Source organism: Candidatus Atribacteria bacterium (assembly GCA_011056645.1).
GTDB lineage: Bacteria > Atribacterota > Phoenicimicrobiia > Phoenicimicrobiales > Phoenicimicrobiaceae > Sediminicultor > Sediminicultor quartus.
In genome coordinates, this window is sequence record DSEL01000014.1 from 1 (window position 1) to 20434 (window position 20434).

19 protein-coding genes are annotated in these 20434 nt (G+C 33.6%); all 19 read right to left on the reverse strand.

All coding sequences use genetic code 11. The annotated features are described in order from the left end of the window. Positions 1–405, reverse strand: a 405-nt coding sequence (locus tag ENO17_00725) for a phosphoenolpyruvate synthase regulatory protein (GenBank protein ID HER23581.1), incomplete at its 3' end; no start/stop codon positions are given. Positions 406–407: 2 nt separating this feature from the next. Then, complete coding sequence (locus tag ENO17_00730; GenBank protein ID HER23582.1) at positions 408–2510, reverse strand: glycine--tRNA ligase subunit beta; 2103 nt, start codon at positions 2508–2510, stop codon at positions 408–410. A gap of 6 nt (positions 2511–2516) precedes the next feature. Then, positions 2517–3404: a glycine--tRNA ligase subunit alpha gene (glyQ, locus tag ENO17_00735; GenBank protein HER23583.1), complete on the reverse strand. Its 888-nt coding sequence runs from the start codon at positions 3402–3404 to the stop codon at positions 2517–2519. A gap of 632 nt (positions 3405–4036) precedes the next feature. After that, complete coding sequence (gene recO, locus ENO17_00740; protein HER23584.1) at positions 4037–4780, reverse strand: DNA repair protein RecO; 744 nt, start codon at positions 4778–4780, stop codon at positions 4037–4039. Positions 4781–4798: 18 nt separating this feature from the next. Further along, complete coding sequence (locus ENO17_00745; protein HER23585.1) at positions 4799–5197, reverse strand: cytidine deaminase; 399 nt, start codon at positions 5195–5197, stop codon at positions 4799–4801. Positions 5198–5213: 16 nt separating this feature from the next. Next, a complete protein-coding gene (locus tag ENO17_00750; GenBank protein ID HER23586.1) occupies positions 5214–6149 on the reverse strand; it encodes a DUF3048 domain-containing protein in 936 nt (311 codons plus the stop codon). 39 nt (positions 6150–6188) lie between these two features. Continuing rightward, positions 6189–7211 carry an HlyC/CorC family transporter gene (locus ENO17_00755; GenBank protein HER23587.1) on the reverse strand — a complete coding sequence of 341 codons (1023 nt, stop codon included), beginning with the start codon at positions 7209–7211 and terminating at the stop codon, positions 6189–6191. Between the two features lie 14 nt (positions 7212–7225). After that, positions 7226–8545 (reverse strand): HlyC/CorC family transporter, encoded by a 1320-nt coding sequence (locus tag ENO17_00760; protein HER23588.1) that lies wholly within the window; start codon positions 8543–8545, stop codon positions 7226–7228. Between the two features lie 216 nt (positions 8546–8761). Further along, positions 8762–10714: a TRAP transporter permease gene (locus tag ENO17_00765; protein HER23589.1), complete on the reverse strand. Its 1953-nt coding sequence runs from the start codon at positions 10712–10714 to the stop codon at positions 8762–8764. Further along, the gene (locus tag ENO17_00770) at positions 10715–11224 is read right to left on the reverse strand and encodes a DUF1850 domain-containing protein (GenBank protein ID HER23590.1); all 510 of its coding nucleotides are present in this window, start codon (positions 11222–11224) and stop codon (positions 10715–10717) included. Between the two features lie 69 nt (positions 11225–11293). After that, complete coding sequence (locus ENO17_00775) at positions 11294–12262, reverse strand: TAXI family TRAP transporter solute-binding subunit (protein HER23591.1); 969 nt, start codon at positions 12260–12262, stop codon at positions 11294–11296. Positions 12263–12464: 202 nt separating this feature from the next. Continuing rightward, positions 12465–12923, reverse strand: coding sequence for an rRNA maturation RNase YbeY (ybeY, locus tag ENO17_00780; protein HER23592.1), 459 nt, complete (start codon positions 12921–12923; stop codon positions 12465–12467). Then, entirely contained in the window at positions 12853–15060 is a 2208-nt protein-coding gene (locus ENO17_00785; GenBank protein HER23593.1) for an HDIG domain-containing protein, read from the reverse strand. Before ENO17_00785 ends, ybeY begins: the two co-directional genes overlap by 71 nt. Positions 15061–15129: 69 nt before the next feature. Further along, the gene (locus ENO17_00790; protein ID HER23594.1) at positions 15130–15852 is read right to left on the reverse strand and encodes a PhoH family protein; all 723 of its coding nucleotides are present in this window, start codon (positions 15850–15852) and stop codon (positions 15130–15132) included. A gap of 320 nt (positions 15853–16172) precedes the next feature. Continuing rightward, positions 16173–16649, reverse strand: a complete 477-nt coding sequence (locus tag ENO17_00795; GenBank protein HER23595.1) for a hypothetical protein — start codon at positions 16647–16649, stop codon at positions 16173–16175. A gap of 38 nt (positions 16650–16687) precedes the next feature. Then, positions 16688–17665, reverse strand: coding sequence for a UPF0365 family protein (locus ENO17_00800; protein HER23596.1), 978 nt, complete (start codon positions 17663–17665; stop codon positions 16688–16690). Positions 17666–17888: 223 nt separating this feature from the next. Beyond that, on the reverse strand, positions 17889–19241 hold the full coding sequence (locus ENO17_00805; GenBank protein ID HER23597.1) for a nodulation protein NfeD: 1353 nt from the start codon (positions 19239–19241) through the stop codon (positions 17889–17891). A gap of 286 nt (positions 19242–19527) precedes the next feature. Continuing rightward, positions 19528–19995 carry a GatB/YqeY domain-containing protein gene (locus ENO17_00810; protein ID HER23598.1) on the reverse strand — a complete coding sequence of 156 codons (468 nt, stop codon included), beginning with the start codon at positions 19993–19995 and terminating at the stop codon, positions 19528–19530. Next, positions 19996–20184, reverse strand: coding sequence for a 30S ribosomal protein S21 (locus ENO17_00815; GenBank protein HER23599.1), 189 nt, complete (start codon positions 20182–20184; stop codon positions 19996–19998). Between the last annotated feature and the right edge of the window lie 250 nt (positions 20185–20434).

Here is a 20434-nt window from a genome sequence, read left to right on the forward strand (position 1 = left end):
ATACTTCACTGCAAATTCCATGGCTTCTATTCTTTTAAAATATTCTTTATCTATTTTTCTAATAATGCCCGCTTCTAATTTAGGTTTAATTCCGCTAATTCTTTCAATATTTTCTATCATTGGGCCGAGTAGATCGAAAGAAACAATATAATGCTTTTTAGATTCCTCTTTCAGAAACAATCTTAATTCTGGTTTAACAATAGTATAGACGATAAATACTTTTTCTTTATTGAGTTGGCTTATTATCCCGGTAATATCTTTTTTAGATTCAATGTGGGCAAGTAATTTTACCTGAATATCATTAGAATCAAATTGACCAAGAGCAGCATGCACTACATTTTGAGCAGTTTCACCGGTAGAATCTGAAATTATATAAACAGTAGATTTAGATATAATATCATCCATTATTATTCCCTCCCTTCTTTTATCGACACAATTTTAGATAAATCAGCTACCTGATTAAACAACATCCCCACCTTCTTGATAAGTGTAACCCTATTTTTTCTAATATCTCTATCTTGGTCCATTACTAGTACCTGGTCAAAAAATTCATCAATCGGTTCGCATAAATCTCCCAATAATTTAAACAATTCTTTATATTCTTGATTATAAATAAGCTTCTCTGCTCGCGAATAGATACCTTTATAATCATGGTATAAATTTAACTCAGCTTTTTCCTTGAATAACAATGGATCAATCTCGGTTTCTTGATTATTTTTTGATAAATTTAATACCCTGCTTGATGAAACAAGTATTTTCTTAAAGATGGGCTGATCATACAAATCTTTTATAGTTTCTATCCTTTTTTTAATAACAAATACATCTCCATCGCCATCCACAGCCAAAACTGCATCAATTACATCATAGCGAATTTCCTGTTCCAGGAAGAAATTTTTTAATCTTTGTTGAAAAAAATTTAATATCTGGGATATAATCTCATTAAGATCAATCTTTAATTCCACTAAAACACTTTCTTGGTATAAGGATAAAGATTTCCAAAAAATATCTTTTAAGGAAATTTGTAGCTCATTTTCCAAAATTATGGCAATCAAGCCACGAGATTGTCTTCTTAATCCGTAAGGGTCCTGTGATCCGGTAGGGATTAATCCCGTTATGAAACAACCGGTAATGCTATCTACTTTATCAGCAATCCCTAAAATCATACCGTTTTTGCTTCGGGGCAATCCATCCTCTGAAAAACGGGGGAGATAATGTTCAAAGATAGGTCCTGCTACCTCTTTTTTTTCATTAGATAAAATAGCATATTGGTTGCCCATTGATCCCTGTAACTCTGGAAATTCTTTTACCATTTCCGTAACCAAATCTGCCTTGCACAAATAAGCAGATCTTAAAAGATCTTTTTTCATTGTCTGTCCAATCTGCAATATATCTGAAATGTAGTCACATAGCAATTTCAATCTCTCGGTTTTATCAAAAAGGCTTCCCAGCTTTTCCTGAAAGATGACATTTTTTAATTTATTCACCTTTTCCTCTAAAGGAACCTTCCGATCTTCCTGGAAGAAAAATTTTGCATCTTCTAACCTAGCCCTAAGAACATTTTCATTACCTTCTCTAATTTTAGAAGCATTCTTCTTTGAATTATTAACAATAACGATAAAATAGGGAAGCAATTCATTTTTATTTTTAAATACAGGAAAATATTTTTGATGTTTTTCCATAACCACAATTAAAACATCTTGGGGCAATTTCAAATAATTTTTATCATATTTTCCTAAAATTGCATTGGGATATTCGACTAAATAAATTACTTCCTTTAACTGTTTCTCATTGATTATTTCTTCCCCGCCAATTTCTTTAATTATCTGTTCTATGTCTGTTTTAATGATATTTTCTCTTATTTTAGGATCAACGACTACATAATTTTTTTTTAGCTTTTTTAAATATTCCTGAGTAGAAGATATTATGATTTTTTGAGGCGCTAAAAGTCTATTGCCAAAAGTAACATTTCCGGAATCTAAACCATTTAACTTAAACTTTATGATTTCTTTTCCATATATGGCTAGTATCCATCTTATAGGACGGATAAATCGCAATGAACCCTCTCCCCAGCGCATTGATTTAGGAAATTGCATGCTCTTTATTATTTCAGGAAATATCCGGGATAACATTTCCACAGTTGGTTGGCCTGTTATGGATTTCGAAGCAAAAACATATTCCCCTTTTTCAGTATTTTCGACAATTAAATCTTCAACGTTAACCCCCGTGCTTTGAGCAAATTTTATAGCAGGTTTTTGAGGTTGAAAATCTTTATTGTATGCAATTGAATAGGAAGGTCCTTTAATTTTTTGAAAAATATCTTCCTGTTTTTCTTTAATATGGGAGATGAATAATGTTAATCTTCGGGGAGTGCCATAAGCCTTTATTTCTTTATAATTTATTCTGGCTTCTTCTAAATATTTTTTTGCTAACTGACTTAAATCTTTTAGGGCATTCTCCATATACTGTGCGGGTATTTCTTCGGTTCCGATTTCTAAAATTACATTCTCCATTAAAATTTATCCCCTGTTTGAACTTTTATTATTCATTAAGGGAAAAGCTAAATTTTCCCTCTGTTTTACGTATGCTTCTGCGCATAATCGGGCTATATTTCTTACCCGTGAAATATATCCTGTTCTTTCTGAAACACTAATCGCTCCTCGGGCATCCAGTAAATTAAAAGTATGTGAACATTTTAATATATAGTCATACGCCGGCAAAGGCAGTTCTATCACTATTAATCTTTTAGCTTCTTTTTCATATATAGTAAAAAGGTTGAACAACATCGATATGTCTGCTTCTTCAAAGTTGTACTTAGATTGTTCTACCTCTGCTTGATGGCGTATATCTCTGTAAGTAATATTTTTACCCCATTTTAAGTCAAAAACATTATTCACATCCTGTATAACCATGCCTAATCTTTCCAATCCATAGGTTATTTCAACCGGAATAATATCTAAATCAAGTCCGCCAGCTTGTTGAAAATAAGTAAATTGAGTGATTTCCAATCCGTCTAACCATACTTCCCAGCCTAATCCCCAGGCACCAAGAGTAGGGGCTTCCCAATCACCTTCGATAAATCTTATATCATGTTCTTTTCGGGGAATGTCCAAACTTTCTAAACTTTTGAAATAAATATCTTGTATATTTTCAGGAGAAGGTTTTAACACTACCTGAAATTGATAATGCTGTTGTACTCTATTTGGATTTTCTCCGTAACGTCCATCTGCTGGTCTGCGAGATGGTTCAACATATGCAACTTTCCATGGTTCAGGACCTAAGACTCTCAAAAAAGTAGTTGGATTCATGGTACCTGCCCCTTTTTCCGTATCATAAGGGAGTTGAATGATACAATCCTGTTCGCCCCAAAATTTCTGTAAATTAAAAATCATTTCCTGAAAATCCATATGAGCATTCCTTTTCTTTAATTATAAATAAAACTCTCTCCCATAGAGATTTTTCCAAACCTATCATCTATTAGAGAGAGATTTTATTTTCTTTGTTAATATATCAAAATCGACTATAATTGTCAACGTAACTAAATATAGTGCCGAGTATACAACAAACAAAGAGAAATTGGCGTAGAGCGTACAGAGTATATGTTATAGCGTACAGCGTATAGTAATTCAGTATCAAGTGTCGAGCAAAGATAATGTTAAGGGTATGGTCTACAATATGAGCAATTCGTTCTATACAAAAATTTTTATCATATCAAATGTAAAATTCAAATAAAACACTAAAATAATAATTCAAAATTCAAAACCTTTTTCTAATAAAATAAAGTATTATTATGATGTAGAGGTCGGATTTATCCGACCCTGATATGGTAATTTATTTTAGCGGACTTAATTAATCAAGCCCGCTACCTCCTAAATTCCATCCTCTAATAATCTGCTGATTTCCGACTTCTATTTTTTTAGCGAGATACGAGATAGGAATTAGACATTTGTTTGCTTCTTTCTTAACTCTACGCTAAACGTTATGCGCTAGTTTGTACGAGATACGGTTCATGAGATACTAGATATACGAGTTTAGTCAGCTATAGAAATTTCAAAAATCTATCTGTCTTAAAACTTTTTTCAGAATGATAAGTTAAATATGAATCAGTAATTTTCTCTAATTCTTTTATTCTTTGATCAGGAACAGTAGCATTTGATATAGTAGATAAAGGCGTAGTCAGTATTTTTCTTACTAGTTTATTAAAGTAAATAGAAACGTTAATATCAGTTTCTTTATCTTTGATTAGGCAATTATTACAAACTAGTCCCCCTTCTTTGATATTAAAATACCTTTCTTTTTGCTCTTCCAAACTTTTATTGCATCTGCAACAATGATCGAGTGAAGGTCTATATCCCAAAATTGACATGGTCTGCCATTTGAAAGACAAAGTTAGCAATTTTGGATCTTTAGAATTCCTCAAATAATGTAAAACTTCTTTTAGCAAATTAAACAAAGCAATATTTATCTCTCTTTCCTCGGTTAATTTATTCACTATCTCGATACAATTAACAGCATAAGCGAATTTAATAACTTCTTTACTCGCCGAAAAAAAAGATTCTAATATTTCACTTTGACTGACAATATCTATATTCCTACCTTTATAAAACAAAAAAACAGAGTGAGTTAATATTTCCAAGCTACTTCCGAATTTACTTTTGGTCTTTCGGACCCCTTTGGCAATAGCTTTAATCTTACCATAATTTTTGGTGTATATGGTAACAATTTTATCGGCTTCTTCGTATTCCGTGCTTTTTAATACTATGCCTTCTGTTTTATACAACATACTATAAGACAATCTCCGCTATAAAAGATCATTTTTACTAAACGCTTCAGGAAGTAATTCATTTATTTTTTTAACCTTAACCTCTCCCCTTAAATTTGCCATTATCAAGTAAACATCTTCACTAAATTCTGATATTACCTGTCGACAAGAACCACAGGGAGAACAGGGTTTAACTGTGTCACCAATAATAGCAATCGCTTCAAACTTTGTTGAACCCTCTGAAATAGCTTTAAAAATAGCGGTTCTTTCTGCACATAAGGACAAACCAAAAGATGCGTTCTCAATATTGCATCCGGTAAATATTTTGCCATCGCCGCAGAGAACAGCAGCTCCTACCGGAAATTTTGAATAGGGACTATACGCTCTTTTTCTTGCCTTTTCTGCCTCTCTAATTAATCTTTTAAATTCCTCTTTCATAATGTTTTCACCTTCTTTATTTAAACCACACCTCTGTCTCCTCTGGTACCAAATGAATCCATATATTCCCCTGATTTAAGTTTATAGGATTCCCCTGATCATTATAATATAACGTCGGGTGGTTTTTAGATTTCTTAATCCACTTTGCTAAATGATAATTTCCTCCATAAAATATCTTAGCTACACCTTCTCCAAGCACCCCTACTTCCAGCCTTCCCTCAATATCGTTGGTTATTCTTTCAATCGGAACATACTGGATGATTATATTGGAAACAACAATAGGTTCAAGGGTATTACTGTCCTGATGTGGTTTAGAATTTATATATCTTAAATAAGTGTTAGTATCAGCTTTATATTGGTATGATAGAGAATATTTTTGATTATATTTAAATGATATTTTAGTGATACCCCCTCCTGATAAATTCAAGGTTCTTTGGTTAAGCAAAGGATTATCGAAATTTACCCTTTCCTGAAAACCCATTTTTCTGCTTTTTTCTCGTATATTCTGGGTTTTAGTAAAAAGATTTATCCATCCCCCAATATTTTTATCCCGCCAAAAAGGTGAGGGATAAAGCATCTGATCTAAATTAACTATCCTTTCATCTTTTAAGCTCTGTCCTCCACAGTGTGCAAAAATTGCTGACCACTCTACGGATAACCTAGAGAAATAATAGCGGCTGCTTCTTATCGGTCCCACCGTTATCTCATCACTATTAATAAATATAGCCATTAATCTGGTAAAAGGATACTCTACATTTGCTTCATAAATTATATCTGCCTTATTCAAACCCATTTGGTGAATGACTTCTTGGGGTGAATTTCCTATCATGATAGCCAAAGGTCTTACCGTACTGGCGTAAATATCATGACTTATAATAATGCCGGAAAATACAATAAGAAATAACCATATAAAACCGTAAAAAAATAATTGTTTCAATATTTCTTTCTTCATAATGTGCCCTCTCTTCTTGATTGTTAAATTATTTTATATTTATTTAATTTTATCAAATTCATCTTCTATCTCTCCAAAAATTTCTTCTAATAAATCTTCAATGGTAACTACGCCGGATATTTTTTTCTCTTTATTTTTGACTACAGTAATATGGACTTTCTTTCTCTGAAATTCTTTCAAAAGCGTTGTGACCCTTTTATTTTCTGAAACCGAGTAAGGTGGATGGATCAGGCCTAATAAATTAATACTTTTGCTTAATTTCTTTTTTAAATCCCCGGTAAGAAAGTCCTTGGCATAAATAAAGCCGATGATGTTGTTGATATTATCATGATAAACTGGTATTCTGGATAGGCCTTCTTTGTTCATTATTTTTATAGCTTCCTCCAGATAAGTATTTTCTTCAACAGCTACCATAAATTTTTGAGGGATCATTACATCTTTAACCAAAATATCATTTAAATTTAAAATTCTCTCTATCATGCTCTTTTCTTTTTTCTCTAATGCACCTTCCTTTTCGCCGACCTCAAAAAATAATTTCAGATCTTTTTTAGTAAAAAAAGCGTTTAACGGTACATATTTCTTTCCGGTAATGATTCTGATGATAAGGTTGGATATCCAGCTAAAAAAGATTTCAATAGGATAAAGTACAAAAGAGGCACCTTTTAAAAAATAAGCCGATTTTAGCGAAATTTTCTGGGGATTATTCTGAGCAAGAGTTTTAGGTATTATCTCGCAAAAAATTAAAATTATTAGAGTAGAAAGCAATATCGAAATAGTAACTCCTTTACCATCACCCCATATATGCATGGCCAGGGCTGAGGAAACGGTAGAAGTTACGATAACTGCAATATTAGTTCCAATCAAAACTACCCTTAGAAACTTATCAGGTCTTTTAGCTAAAATAGATATTATTTTAGCTTTTTTGTTCCCTATCTTAGCTAAATATTTAAGATGTAACTTGCTGGTTGAGATAACTGCAGTTTCTGCTCCGGAAAAAAAAGCAGCAATAAATATGCCTATAAACAGCATATAAGGACTGATTTTAATCCACCATTCCGTCAAAATTTTCCTACCTCCTAAGTATTTTTATTCCAAATATGGTTTTCAGCTAACGGTAGCTTTTTTATTATCTTTACTCTTCTAATTCTATTTTTTACAATTTTTTCTATAATTATCTGACAATTCTTGTATTTTATTTTTTCGCCTTTCTCGGGTACTCTACCTAATAAATCATAAATAAAACCGCCTAAGGTCTCGAAACCATTTTCAGGTATTTCGATGTTTAGAATTTCATTAATTTTTTCAATACTTATTATTGCATCAGTAATTACAGTATTATCTCCGATCATTTCAAACAATTTTATTTCTTTATCGTATTCATCAATTATCTCGCCAACTACTTCCTCTACCACATCCTCCATGGTAATCAATCCTGCTGTCCCGCCATATTCATCAATAGCAATGGCAATTTGAATTCTATCTTTTTGAAAAATATCCAATAATTCATCTATTTTTTTATTTTCCGGAACAAAATAAGGTTCTCTTATAATCTCATTTAAATCAAACTTTTCCTTAGAAGTATACCATTGCTCGTAAGTACCTAAAAGGTCCTTGGCATATAGTATTCCAATAATATTGTCTATGGTTTCTTCATATACCGGGATTCTCGAATGTCCTATTTTTTTTATTAATCTTAATATTGAGCCTAATTTGGTGTCAGAGGGTATACAAGCCATATCTACCCGGGGGATCATTACTTCTTTTACCATCGTATCGCTAAATTCAAAGATATTTCTAATCATCTCGTTTTCTTTCTCCTCAATCACGCCCTCATCCTTACCAGCTTCTATTAAGGTTATCAAATCTTCTTCAGTAATTTCTTTTTTCTCTTTTGTACTTTCCCTACCAAAAAAGTAATACATTACAATAATAAGTGCCTTAAATATTTTTATTAAGGGAAATATACCCACAGAAATTATTTCTATGGGTCTTGCTACTCTTCTGGAAATCTTTTCCGCATTAGCGACTGCTAATGATTTTGGTACTATTTCCCCAAAAATAAGAATGGTAAAAATCATGACACCGCTGGCAATACCTATACCTATATTCCCTAATAGTTTTATAGCTAAATAAGTGGCTAAAGAGGAAGCAGAAATGTTGACGAACATATTTCCCACTAAAATTGAGATTAAGGTTCTTTGGGGGTCATCAAGGAGTCTGATAATTGAACTTATCCGCCAATTATTCTCTTCTTCTTTTTGTATTTTTTTTAATTGGAGCTTACTAAGTGAGAAGAGGGCAGTCTCTGCGCTGGAAAAAAATGCTGATAGTACTATGAAGCCTAATAAAGTAATAACTTCCAATATCAATATAATTAAATTAAGAGGATCATCCAAAAAACAATCACCGCAACTTTTTCAAAAACCGTCAAGTATATTTCAAAACATCGACCATTTAACTAATTAAAATCAAGATGAGCTACTTATCTTTATACGGTTCGATTGGGAATCTCAAGAGAAGTAGTTATTGAGTCTTCAGACTCCCAACCGAATAATTATCAAGCATAAAACTACTTAAAATAAAACTTAACCGAGATATTTTAATTATTATAACTAAGCTAATTTAGCTTTCTTCAATACTCTCATCCTCTGTAAGATTATTACTCCCGCTAATAATACAAAACCTACTCCATCAGTTAATAAGCCGGGTCTTATTAGAGCTAGTGCACTAATAATTAATATAACTCTTTCATATATTTTAGTATGGTCAAGAAGATATCCACCAGCAGCTGCTCCCAAGGCTAATACCCCGGCTAAAGAAGTAACAATTAATATCAAAGTATGGATTACCGTACTATTTATAAACAACAACCCGGAATCAAGGGCAAATATAAAAGGAATCATAAATCCCGCTACCGCTAATCTTACGGCAATAAAACCGGTTTTCATGGAATTTCCTCCGGAAATTCCTGCTCCAGCATAAGCGGCTACGGCAACCGGTGGGGTAAGGTCAGCAATAACGCCAAAGTAAAGGATAAATAGATGGGCGGCCAAGGGATTTACCCCTAAATCAATCAAAGCAGGTGCTGCCATGATCGATAAAATGATATATTTTGCCGTGGTCGGAAGCCCCATTCCTAATAAAATGGAAGCAATCATGGTAAAGAAAAGAGTTAATAATAAATTGCCATGACCTAACATCACCAGTCCATTTGCAATCTTTAATCCCAAACCGGTAAGGGTAACTGCTCCCACAACCATTCCAGCACAAGCACAAGCGGCCGCCACACCTAAAGCACTCTTGGCACCCTCCTCAAAGGCTTCGCCTAATTTCTTTAGGTTTAACCGAGTTTCGGATTTTACCATACTTATTGCCAAACTCATAACAATTGCCCAAAAAGCGGAGAATAAGGGAGTATATCCTCGAACTAATAAATAAACTAACCCCAGTATAGGGATAACTAAATGACCTCGAGCTTTCAAGACAGCACTTAAATTAGGAAGCCTCTCTTTGGGAAGACCTTTTAATCCGTATTTACAAGCTTCCAGATGGACCATTGTTCCTACGGCAATGTAATATATGATAGCTGGAATTGCTGCTGCTGCGGCAATTTTAATATAGGGAATTCCTAAAAATTCGGCCATAACAAAGGCAGCTGCTCCCATTACCGGGGGGAGTATCTGCCCACCGGTCGAAGCGGCGGCTTCCACTGCTCCGGCAAAATCTTTTCGGTAACCCATGCTCTTCATTAAGGGGATAGTAAAAGCACCGGTAGTTACCGTATTGGCAACTGAACTTCCATTAATGGAGCCCATAAATCCACTGGCGATAACTGCCACCTTTGCCGGTCCACCGGTAGTATGACCGGCTACTGCCATGGCAACATCGATAAAAAATTTTCCCATCCCCGTTTTATTTAAAACTGCACCAAATAAAATAAAAAGGAATACAAAAGAAGAAGATACTCCCAAAGGAATACCGAATATCCCTTCCGTCCCTGAATATAAATGTTCTATTATTCTTTCTAATGAGTATCCTCGATGCGCGAAGAATCCCGGCATGATCTGTCCAAAATAAGAATAGAGTAGAAAAACAATGACAACTATGGGAAGAGCCGAACCGATAATCCTTCGAGTCGCTTCCAAAACTAATATAATAGTCAAACCGCCTACTATTAAATCAAGAGTAGTAGGCAATCCGGAACGTATTACCATAACATTGTAAAATAAGACTAAATAATAACATACGCCCGCCCCTAATAGAGCCAAAATTATATCAAGAACAGGTATTTTTTCTTTATCTTTTTCAAAATTTTTTTTACTGCTGGGGTATATAAGAAAAGCTAAACACAAAGTAAAAGCCAGATGAAATGCTCTCTGTTTTAAGGCTAAAAGCAGACCAAATCCTCCGGTATAGAATTGAAAAACCGAAAAAGATATAGCAATTATTGATATAATAATAGCCATCATTCCCAAGGGTTTTCTTATTCTTGATTCTGAATCATACTGCTCCATGAGCTTTTGAACATCAATTTCTTTATTTTCATTTTTAATTTCTTTTGCCATTTATTGTTTTCCCCCTAACAAATAATTAATCAGATTAGTTTTATGGATTTCGATAGTTAACAATTTGTCTCCTACCAATGAAGATAAATTAATTATTTTATCTTTAAAATGAAAAATATTCTCTCTTATCGCTCCAATTCTATAATAGATTGGGGTAGGGATGATCCGGTGCATATTTTTTATCTTAAATCTACCCTCTTCTTCTACAAATATTTCCTGATCGAAAGTGGCATAGGGAAGTCCCGCTCCGTGATCAAGAAAATCAGTTTCTATTAAGACAATCTGATAGTCTTTATTTAGGTTAAATATTTCCCAAACAGGAGTTAAAGCAACAGAGTGAGTGTATTTTAAAATAAACTGATCCCCTGGTTGAATTTTCTGTATAAAAATTACTTCTCCGTCAGGAAAAGACTTGACTTCCAAGGTACGTAAAGGAATAAAAAATAACATCATAATAATAACAGCAACAATACACCATAAAAAGGGCGTTACATATTTTTTCTTTAACATATAAATTGATTCCGGGTATCATGGAAAAATATTCTTATTTTATGATACCCGGATTATATTTTCCTAACCTTATTTAATCAAGCCAACTTCTTTGTAGTATAATTCTGCACCCGGATGCAATGGTATTCCCATACCACCAAGAGCGGTTTCTAAAGTAATATTTTTACCTTGAGAATGAACTTTTTCTAATACATCTCGATGTTCCCATAAAGCTTTAGTCATTTTGTAGACCAAGGTAGGTTCTAATTTGGAATCACAGATCCATAAAGCTGGGGTAGCAAGGGCTAAAACATCTTCATCCACACCTTTATACAGTCCACCTGGGATAACTGTGGCTCCATAATAGGGAATTGCTTCCACTAATTCTTTTGATTTTTCCGGGCTTATAGGAACCAGGACGATATCTCTTTTAGTAGCTATATTAATGATGCTGGAAGTTGGAAATCCAGCAGTGGTAAAACCGGCATCTATCTGCCCATCGATCAAACGCTGGGCTACTTCATTAAAGTCGATATAATCTACTTTTATATCATCAAAAGTAATTCCATGAGCTGCTAAAATTATTTCAGCATCAGCAGCAGTTCCGCTATTAGGTGCACCCACTCCCACGCTCTTTCCTTTGAGATCTTCTATGGTTTTAATTCCAGATGCCTTGGTAGCAACTATATGAATAGTTTCCGGATATAAAGAAGCAATACCTCTTAAATTAGTAAGAATAGGTTCGTTACTATATATTCCAGTACCGGAATAACTCCAATAGGTAACATTTGCTTGAGAAAAAGCAGTTTCAATCTGACCCCTGCTGATTAAGTTACAGTTTGCTCTGGAAGCGTTTCCTGTTTGGGCTGTCACGATTAATCCTTCGACATTATTAGAAAGCATTTGAGCTAATGCCCCACCCAAAGGATAGTAAGTTCCTCCCGTTCCACCGGTAGCAATAGCTACAAATTGTTTTTCAGCAGCTATCCCAAAACTAAGCATTCCCATTACTAAACTCATTGCTAATACGAAAATAATTATTGTCTTACTTTTTAGCATTAATCAATTCTCCTTTAATTTTTTTAATTTTTCAAAATATGATCTTACCTGTTAACTAAAAGTAAACATTCTATAGATCTATTCTCACCCCCTATTTTTTCATTTCTTTTTGTTCGGTGAATCTATGCCCAGTATTTCTCATACCTATTTTTTTTTAAATAACTTAAAAAAGTAAATAAATATAATATCTGATTTTATTATATTAAACATCGGGTAACAAATCAAATATTTCCAATATTTTATCTTCTTTTTCCTGCATAATTTTGTAATCTTTCTCTTCTTGGTGAGCATAGCCGGTTAGATGTAATAAGCCATGAATTAATAGAACCATTAGCTCTTTTTCTATGTTATGATTTAAGTTATTTGCCTGCCTTTGGGCAGTCTCAACAGAGATAACTATATCACCTATAAGTTTCTCACTCCCTAATTCCGGAGTGTTGATAGATCCCTCTCTTAAACTAAAGGATAAAACATCGGTTGATCTATCAATCCCTCGATATTTATGATTTAGCAATCTGATAAATTGATCATCAGTAAACAGAATACTGATTTCGGTTTTTTCATCAACTTGGAGATGTTGCAGAGCTATTTTAATCAGCTTTTTTATTTTTCTTTGATCTATCTTTAATATTTTCTGTTGATTTTTTATTAGAACTTCCATTCTTTTTTCCTTCTTCTTTTATTTTTTTTATCAAATCTTCATCGGGATATTCCACTCGGCTGTGAAACATTCCGGTAAGAATCCGAGAAAAACTATCCCCAATTTTATCCAGGTCTTTTAAGGTTAAATCGCATTCTTCCAACTGACCACTTTCCAAATTCTTCTGGATAATTTCTTTTACCAAGGTTTTTATTCTAGTGGGTGTAGGATTGGTTAAACTTCTGGTTGCTGCTTCCAGAGAATCAGCCAATAAAATAATTGCTGCTTCTTTAGTCTGTGGTTTTGGTCCGGAATAACGATAATTCTCTTCGGCAACTGCCTCATTAGCTGATCCATTTTCTTGTAAAGCTCTGTGGAAAAAATAGGTAATTAAATTGGTTCCGTGGTGTTGGGCGATGATATCAACTATATCCTTAGGGAGTTTACTTTTTTTTGCCAACTCTATTCCTTCTTTGACATGAGAAGCAATGACTAAGGCACTTAAACTGGGCTCCATATCATCATGAATATTTTTATATGCTTCTTGATTCTCAGTAAAGAAATAAGGTCTTTTTATTTTACCGATATCATGATAAATAGCACCAACCCGAGCTAATAACCCATTACCCCCAATCTCTTCGGCAGCAGTCTCAGATAAATTTCCCACAACTATACTGTGATGATAAGTACCGGGTGCTTCCAATATCATCTTTTTTAATAGAGGTTGGTTAGGATTAGATAATTCCATCAACTTAAAAGAGGTGGTGATATCGAAATAGCTTTCTAAGAAAGGAAGAATTCCAATGGTCATAATGACTGCTAAAAAACCGTTTAGGACTCCCCATAAATTGTTTTGTAAAATTAGATAATAACCTTCATTATTGATTAAACCCAAAGCCGATATAATCATCATATTCACTCCGGCAATAATTAACCCTGCACGTGTCAGACTTGACCTTTGGGTTGCTTTCCGAATGCTATATATGGCCACAATTCCACTAATTACCGAAACTAAAATATAATTTAATCCACCTCCCGGAAAAAATCCTATTAACAGGCTTAATATAACGGTAAGCATCATGGCAACATTGGGACTTAAAGATATAGCAATTAACATTGAGGCAGAAGCAATGGGCATTAAATATCCTGATACCTGACTTGCAATCTTGGCAAGCAAAACAACTAAGATAGAAATAATACCCAGCAATATCAATTTATTTACATTTTCATAAATACCAGGAAAAAAGAAACTCAAATATAAAAAGATTACTAAAAGGCAGACTGCCGTAATTATAACTATTCCTATGATGTTAGAAAAATTTATCTTGGGATTTTTTAGACCTAAAGAATTAAGGATGGCGATATCTTCTGAAGTAACCACTTCTCCTTTTCTTATAATTATCTGTCCTTTTTGAATTGTTCTTATCAAATCATCTACCGAAGCGATGGCTTCCTGACGTCTTTTTTCTGTATCTTCTTCATTTAAAAATAAACTTGGCAAAAGCAAAGAGGTGGCAATCTCGCTGGCTATCAGGGCGTCATTATGATCAAGGGAAATTTCACTAATCTCTCTAATTAATTGTTTTTTTGCGGTTTCTAAATCATCTTTTCTAATCCCTTGCTCCATTATTTTTCTTAAAGCATTTTTGGTATCCACCCTTATTTTCTCTAAAGATAAATTATCCAACAGGAGACAACCTATTATAACTTGTTCGCTAATATATAATCCTAAATTTTCATTTATTTCATTAGCTATTTCAATTAATTCAATCTCCTCAGATTTCTCTTTAGTCTCAAATTCCAAAGTAAGAGAAGGAGTCTCTTTAGAAGATTCAGTAATTTTTTTTTGATATTCTTCTATCTTTAAAAAGAAAACATCTATGTCTTTTTCAACATTCTCAATATTGGCTAAATTTAGATCGTACACTTCTTTTATCGATTTAGCAGCTTTTTCTCTTAAATTTTGTGTTGCTTCTATATCTGTAAATTCAAAATCACCCGGAGACAGGATATCTTTCGTACATATTTGCCCCTCCCTTAAGAGAATTTTATCCGGAAAAAAATTAATTGAAAGAACCAGAGTGATAGCAAGTAACAATACAAAAAATATGGATATCTTTTGTATTATATTTTTATCAATTATTTTTTTCTTTTGCATATTTTTACCCGATACTTTATCTCTATTTATCCATTTTTTCCATCTTTCATTTAATTTCGTCAGACTGGATCACTCCTTTTTGTGGTTCCGTAAATCTTCCTTTTCGTAAGCACGGATAATTTCCTGAACCAATCTATGCCTCACTACATCCCGGTCATTAAGATGCACGAATTCAATACCCTTTATTTCTTTAAGTATCCTTTCTACCCTGGTCAATCCGGAATGCTCCTTAAGCGGTAAGTCTACCTGGGTAATGTCTCCGTTAATGATCACTTTAGAGCCAAAGCCAAAGCGGGTCAAAAACATCTTCATCTGGCCCAAAGTAGTATTTTGAGCATCATCTAAGATAATGAAAGAGTTATTTAAAGTTCTTCCCCGCATATAGGCTAAGGGCGCTATTTCTATTATCCCTCTTTCCATATATTTTTGGAACTTTTCCGAAGGCATCATTTCGTACATTGCATCATATAAGGGGCGAAAATAGGGATCTATCTTTTCCAGTAAATCTCCCGGTAAATAACCTAAGCTTTCCCCTGCTTCTACCGCAGGTCTGACCAAAATTATTCTATCTACCTCTTCACTCTTTAGAGCGGATAAAGCGATAGCTACTGCCAAGTAGGTCTTCCCCGTTCCGGCAGGACCAATAACAAAGACAATATCATTTTTTTTAATAGCAGCAATATATTTCTGCTGACCCAAAGTTTTTGGCTTGATCTCTTTATCTTTTTTAAAAACACTTATCGCATCTTTATATAATAATTTCCAATCCACCGGTTGGTTACTCTGGGACATTTCTACATGGTATTTTACCTCTGCTACAGAAAGCGGATGCCCATTTCTAATGATAGCGATAAGCTCTTCCATTAGTTTTAGAGCTTTATCTGCTTCGCTCTTTATTCCCGAAATAATTAACTTACTGTCATTTTGAGTTGATATTCTTATAGAAAAATACTGATTGAAAAGTTTGATATTTTCATCATATTGTCCAAAAAGCTCTCTTAGCTCATCTTTATTTTTAATTAATATGCTATGACTTATGTTTTTATCTTTTTCTATTATTTTTCCCTACTTTCATAAAGTATTAGCCAGGTAAAATTATATCCTATTTATTTTCACCGTGTAATTTGCCCGTATCTTTTGTACCTATGGAAATCATAAGGTCTTAGAGCTCTGGGGGGAGCAATTATCTCTGATAGGAGTATTCCATTAACCAGGATATTAGTAGACAGAAATATTTCTAATCCGCTTTCCCGCTCAGTAGAATTTTCTTCGGAGACTATCACTTCTCCCACCGACTTTTCATATAAAACCTTTTGCCCTTGCTCTTCGTATTTTCCCTGGTAAACTTCTTTAACCAGTTTATCATTATTCACCTTATCTTTTTCTTCTAAATTATCCATTTGCTCCATATTAAACTTATTTTCAGGTAAGTCTGTTTTCTCCTTAATTTCTGCAAATAGCGGAAAGGAATTAACATCTTCTTCCTCTTCTTTTCGAACTAAGTTATAAGATCTTTTTTTCTTGTTTCCTAAACGAGTTAAGAGACTTACTATAATATAGAAAATAAACATATATGAAAATATTGACATAGTTTACCTTTTCCCCTTAAATAATAAGAAATCCTGGATTATTTATTTTCTTTCTTTTTGGAAGTTTCAGAAATACTATCCCGCATAGAAGTATCAGCTGCAATATTCTTCAAATTGTAATAATCCATTACCCCTAATTTCCCCGTTCTTAGCGCTTCTGCCATGGCCTTAGGTACTTCTGCTTCTGCTTCTACTACCTTTGCTCTCATTTCTTGAACTCTGGCCTTCATTTCTTGCTCCTGAGCTACTGCCAAGGCCCTTCTCTGTTCAGCCCTGGCCTGAGCAATCTTTTTATCCGCTTCTGCCTGATCGGTCTGCAACATGGCGCCAATATTTTTACCAACATCTACGTCAGCAATATCTATGGATAATATTTCAAAAGCTGTCCCGGCATCTAAACCTTTTTTTAATACAGTCTTGGAAATATTATCCGGGTTTTCCAAGACGTTTTTATGGGTTTCTGCTGAACCAATAGTAGTGACAATTCCCTCTCCTACTCTAGCTATAATGGTTTCCTCACCAGCTCCTCCAACCAATCGTTCAATATTTGCTCTTACCGTCACTCTGGCAGTGGCCATAACTTGAATACCATTTTTGGCTACTGCCGCTACAATCGGTGTTTTTATTACTTTCGGGTTTACACTCATCTGTACAGCTTCTAAGACATCTCTTCCAGCTAAATCAATAGCAGTCCCCTTTTCAAAAGATAAAGGAATGCCTGCTCTTTCTGCAGCAATCAAGGCATTTATCACTCGATCAACATTTCCTCCAGCCAAGTAATGTGCTTCCAATTTGTCAATAGAAATGGTTAAACCAGCTTTGGTAGCCTTTATTAAAGCATTGACAATCTGATGGGGAGGAACTCTTCTAAGTCTCATACCTACCAAAGTAAAAATTCCCACCTTTACCCCTGCCGCTATAGCTGAAATCCATAATCCTACTGGTATAAATTGAAAGAAAATATAGATTATAAAAATTACTATGATTATTGGAATCAATGGAATAAATAATTCAATCATTTTTTACCTCCTTATTCTATAACTCTCTTTTTCTATGTTAATCCTGATTTCTTTGTTATTCCCGCGAAAGCGGAAATAATCTTTTTTAAACTTCTAGAATTCTCAAACATGACCAAACGTGCAACAATTTATTTTGATTCAATATCCAGTACGGTATGATAAAAAATTCTACTTACTGATAAAAATCAACGAAATATTTTTTTATAATTTTAATATTACTTCAATTCGAGGTTTCAATTTCCTCCACTACTATTTTATTAGCTTCAACACTAATTACTTTTATTTTGGTATTAATCTCAACATATTCCCCCCGGGTAAGAACATTCAGTTTTTTACCGTTAACCTCTGCTATACCAGAAGGGCGTAAAGGCGTAATAGCTATTCCTTTTTTACCAACAAATCGCTCTAAGTCCCTGGTTCCCACTGTGTATCCTAATTCCTTGTTCTGCGCAGTAGAAAGTACAAAACTTCTCCAAGTTCGAGTCGAAGGAAAAAATTTAATTAGCAAGAAAAATCCTACGATGGATATAATCAGAGCAATCAAGATAGAATAGGTTGCTTGAACAATATTTCCAAAAGTAAGAAATATACTAGCTAAAATTGCTGTAATTCCACTTATTCCTGCCAGACCGAAGCCAGGAATAAAAAATATTTCCGCTAAAATTAAAAGAATACCGATTACAAATAATATAATTGTTTCCAATCCTGCCAGACCGCCAATGATATGTCCTCCAAAAAATAAGGCAAGAGAAATTATTCCTATTGACCCCGCGATCCCCCAGCCTAAAGTCCAAAATTCAATTATTAATCCCAAAAAACCTAAAGATAACAATAAGGGACTGACTGCCGGATTGGTAATAAATCGGCTTATATTCTCAGCCCAATTCGGATATATATATACTACTTCAGCACTTTTAAAATTTATAAAATCTAAAACTTCTTCCAGGTTTGAAGAAATACCATCCGTAAAACCCAAGGTTAGAGCCTGTTCTGCATTTAAGGTTAGTATTTTATCTTTTTCAATGATACCATCGATTTCAATGTCCTTATCCACCATGGCAGCAGCGATATCTTTCGAACGCCTTCTGCTTAAGGCAGTAGAAACAAACTCAGCTTTTAAAGCTGAAATATTTTTTTCATCTGCCGGTCGGGGTTCTGCTGCACCAATACTGGCACTTTTATCCATTAGAATATATTCTGCAGAGAGAGCAATCAGAGCTCCGGCAGACCACGCCCTATTTCTTACGTAAGCTATGATAGGTACATTCAGATTCATTATTTTATCTCTTATCTGGGTAGCAGCATCCACTCTTCCACCGAAGGTATCAATTTCTAAAATAACAGCTTTTGCTTTGTTTATTGTCGCCTCCTCTAAAGCTCGCTTTACATAGGAAGATAAACCCAGGTCAATTGTTCCCTTAATAGTAACTAAATATACTTCACCTCTTTCATTAGCACAAGTATTTAGAGAAATTAAGCTAAAAGAGATAAATAGTGTTATAACACTAATAAATATTTTGCACTTTTTGCTTAAATTATTTTCTAATTTCAAATAATTACACTCCTTGATCAATGGTTAGTAAATAATTATCAGTTTAAATGTAAATTATAAAATATTCCATCGATTTAAAAAGTTAAAGTTCAGTGCGAAAAGTCCCAATCTAAATTCATAATACTTTTCCTATATCTTATTATTAATGGAGTATCCTAAGGGGAAACTCGGATTCAGGTATAGAGGCATAAAAATGTTTTCTTCTTTGTCGGTTTAAGAAAATGCTATGCAACTAAATTAAATAACCTATTAACAAAGAAAGACCCAAAATGCTTGCAAGGCAAGCTTGAGTCTTCCTTTGTTAATCTTAATTTTTTGGATTATCCAGTAAATTCCGAACCATCTTATTTACTATTTTCCCATCCACTTTTCCCTTTAATTGGGGTAAAATTTCTCTCATGGCGGGACCAAGGTCTTTTATGCTTTTGAATTCAAATTTTTTAATAGTGTCTTTTACTATTTTTTCTACTTCTCTCTCAGGTAATTGTTCAGGAAGATAAGCTTTTACTATTTCAATCTCTTTTTTTGCCTTTTCAGCAAGTTCTGGTCTTTGACCCTTAATAAAAAGATTTAAAGACTCTTCTAATTTCTTTAAATGGTTAGAGATTATCCCAATAATTTCATCTTCGGTCAGCTTATCTTTTTTTGATATTTCAGTATTCTTAATTGCTGCTCTAATCAATCGTAAAGTAGATAATTTTAATTTTTCGCTCTCCTTTAATGCCATTTTCATATTACTAAAAATCACTTCTTCCAAGGATAGCTGTTTTGACATCTAAAATCTACCTCTTTTTTTTTGTTTTCTTTGAGCAGCAAGCGCTTTCTTTTTCCTTCTTACGCTTGGTTTCTCATAGTATTCATGACGCCGAAGATCGGATATTATCCCACTCTTTTGGCATTCCTTTTTAAATCTCCTAAGTGCGTGATCCATTTCTTCGTTATCTTTAACTTTTATTTTGGCCATATTTACACCTCCCATCTCGTACATATTAGCTTAACAAAATGATAGCTTTATGGGTAAAATTCTAATAATATCATTCTGTTGATCAAATATGATGATAAACATCAAATTCGAATTATTAATTAACTATGTCTAAATAAACGTCCTTCATATTATATAATACAAATTTAAATTTATCAAGAAATTCGTTAGTTGGATTTAAGTACTCTTCAATTATCCAATAAGTGAAAACAAAACTCTTATATTATTATAT

Coding starts and splice junctions, on each gene's coding strand:
- ENO17_00730 (HER23582.1), bottom strand. CDS start 2,510: ATGGAGAATGTAATTTTAGAAATCGGAACCGAAGAAATACCCGCACAG.
- glyQ (HER23583.1), bottom strand. CDS start 3,404: ATGGATTTTCAGGAAATGATTTTTAATTTACAGAAATTTTGGGGCGAA.
- recO (HER23584.1), bottom strand. CDS start 4,780: ATGTTGTATAAAACAGAAGGCATAGTATTAAAAAGCACGGAATACGAA.
- ENO17_00745 (HER23585.1), bottom strand. CDS start 5,197: ATGAAAGAGGAATTTAAAAGATTAATTAGAGAGGCAGAAAAGGCAAGA.
- ENO17_00750 (HER23586.1), bottom strand. CDS start 6,149: ATGAAGAAAGAAATATTGAAACAATTATTTTTTTACGGTTTTATATGG.
- ENO17_00765 (HER23589.1), bottom strand. CDS start 10,714: ATGGCAAAAGAAATTAAAAATGAAAATAAAGAAATTGATGTTCAAAAG.
- ENO17_00770 (HER23590.1), bottom strand. CDS start 11,224: ATGTTAAAGAAAAAATATGTAACGCCCTTTTTATGGTGTATTGTTGCT.
- ENO17_00775 (HER23591.1), bottom strand. CDS start 12,262: ATGCTAAAAAGTAAGACAATAATTATTTTCGTATTAGCAATGAGTTTA.
- ybeY (HER23592.1), bottom strand. CDS start 12,923: ATGGAAGTTCTAATAAAAAATCAACAGAAAATATTAAAGATAGATCAA.
- ENO17_00785 (HER23593.1), bottom strand. CDS start 15,060: ATGCAAAAGAAAAAAATAATTGATAAAAATATAATACAAAAGATATCC.
- ENO17_00790 (HER23594.1), bottom strand. CDS start 15,852: ATGTCCCAGAGTAACCAACCGGTGGATTGGAAATTATTATATAAAGAT.
- ENO17_00795 (HER23595.1), bottom strand. CDS start 16,649: ATGTCAATATTTTCATATATGTTTATTTTCTATATTATAGTAAGTCTC.
- ENO17_00810 (HER23598.1), bottom strand. CDS start 19,995: ATGTCAAAACAGCTATCCTTGGAAGAAGTGATTTTTAGTAATATGAAA.
- ENO17_00815 (HER23599.1), bottom strand. CDS start 20,184: ATGGCCAAAATAAAAGTTAAAGATAACGAAGAAATGGATCACGCACTT.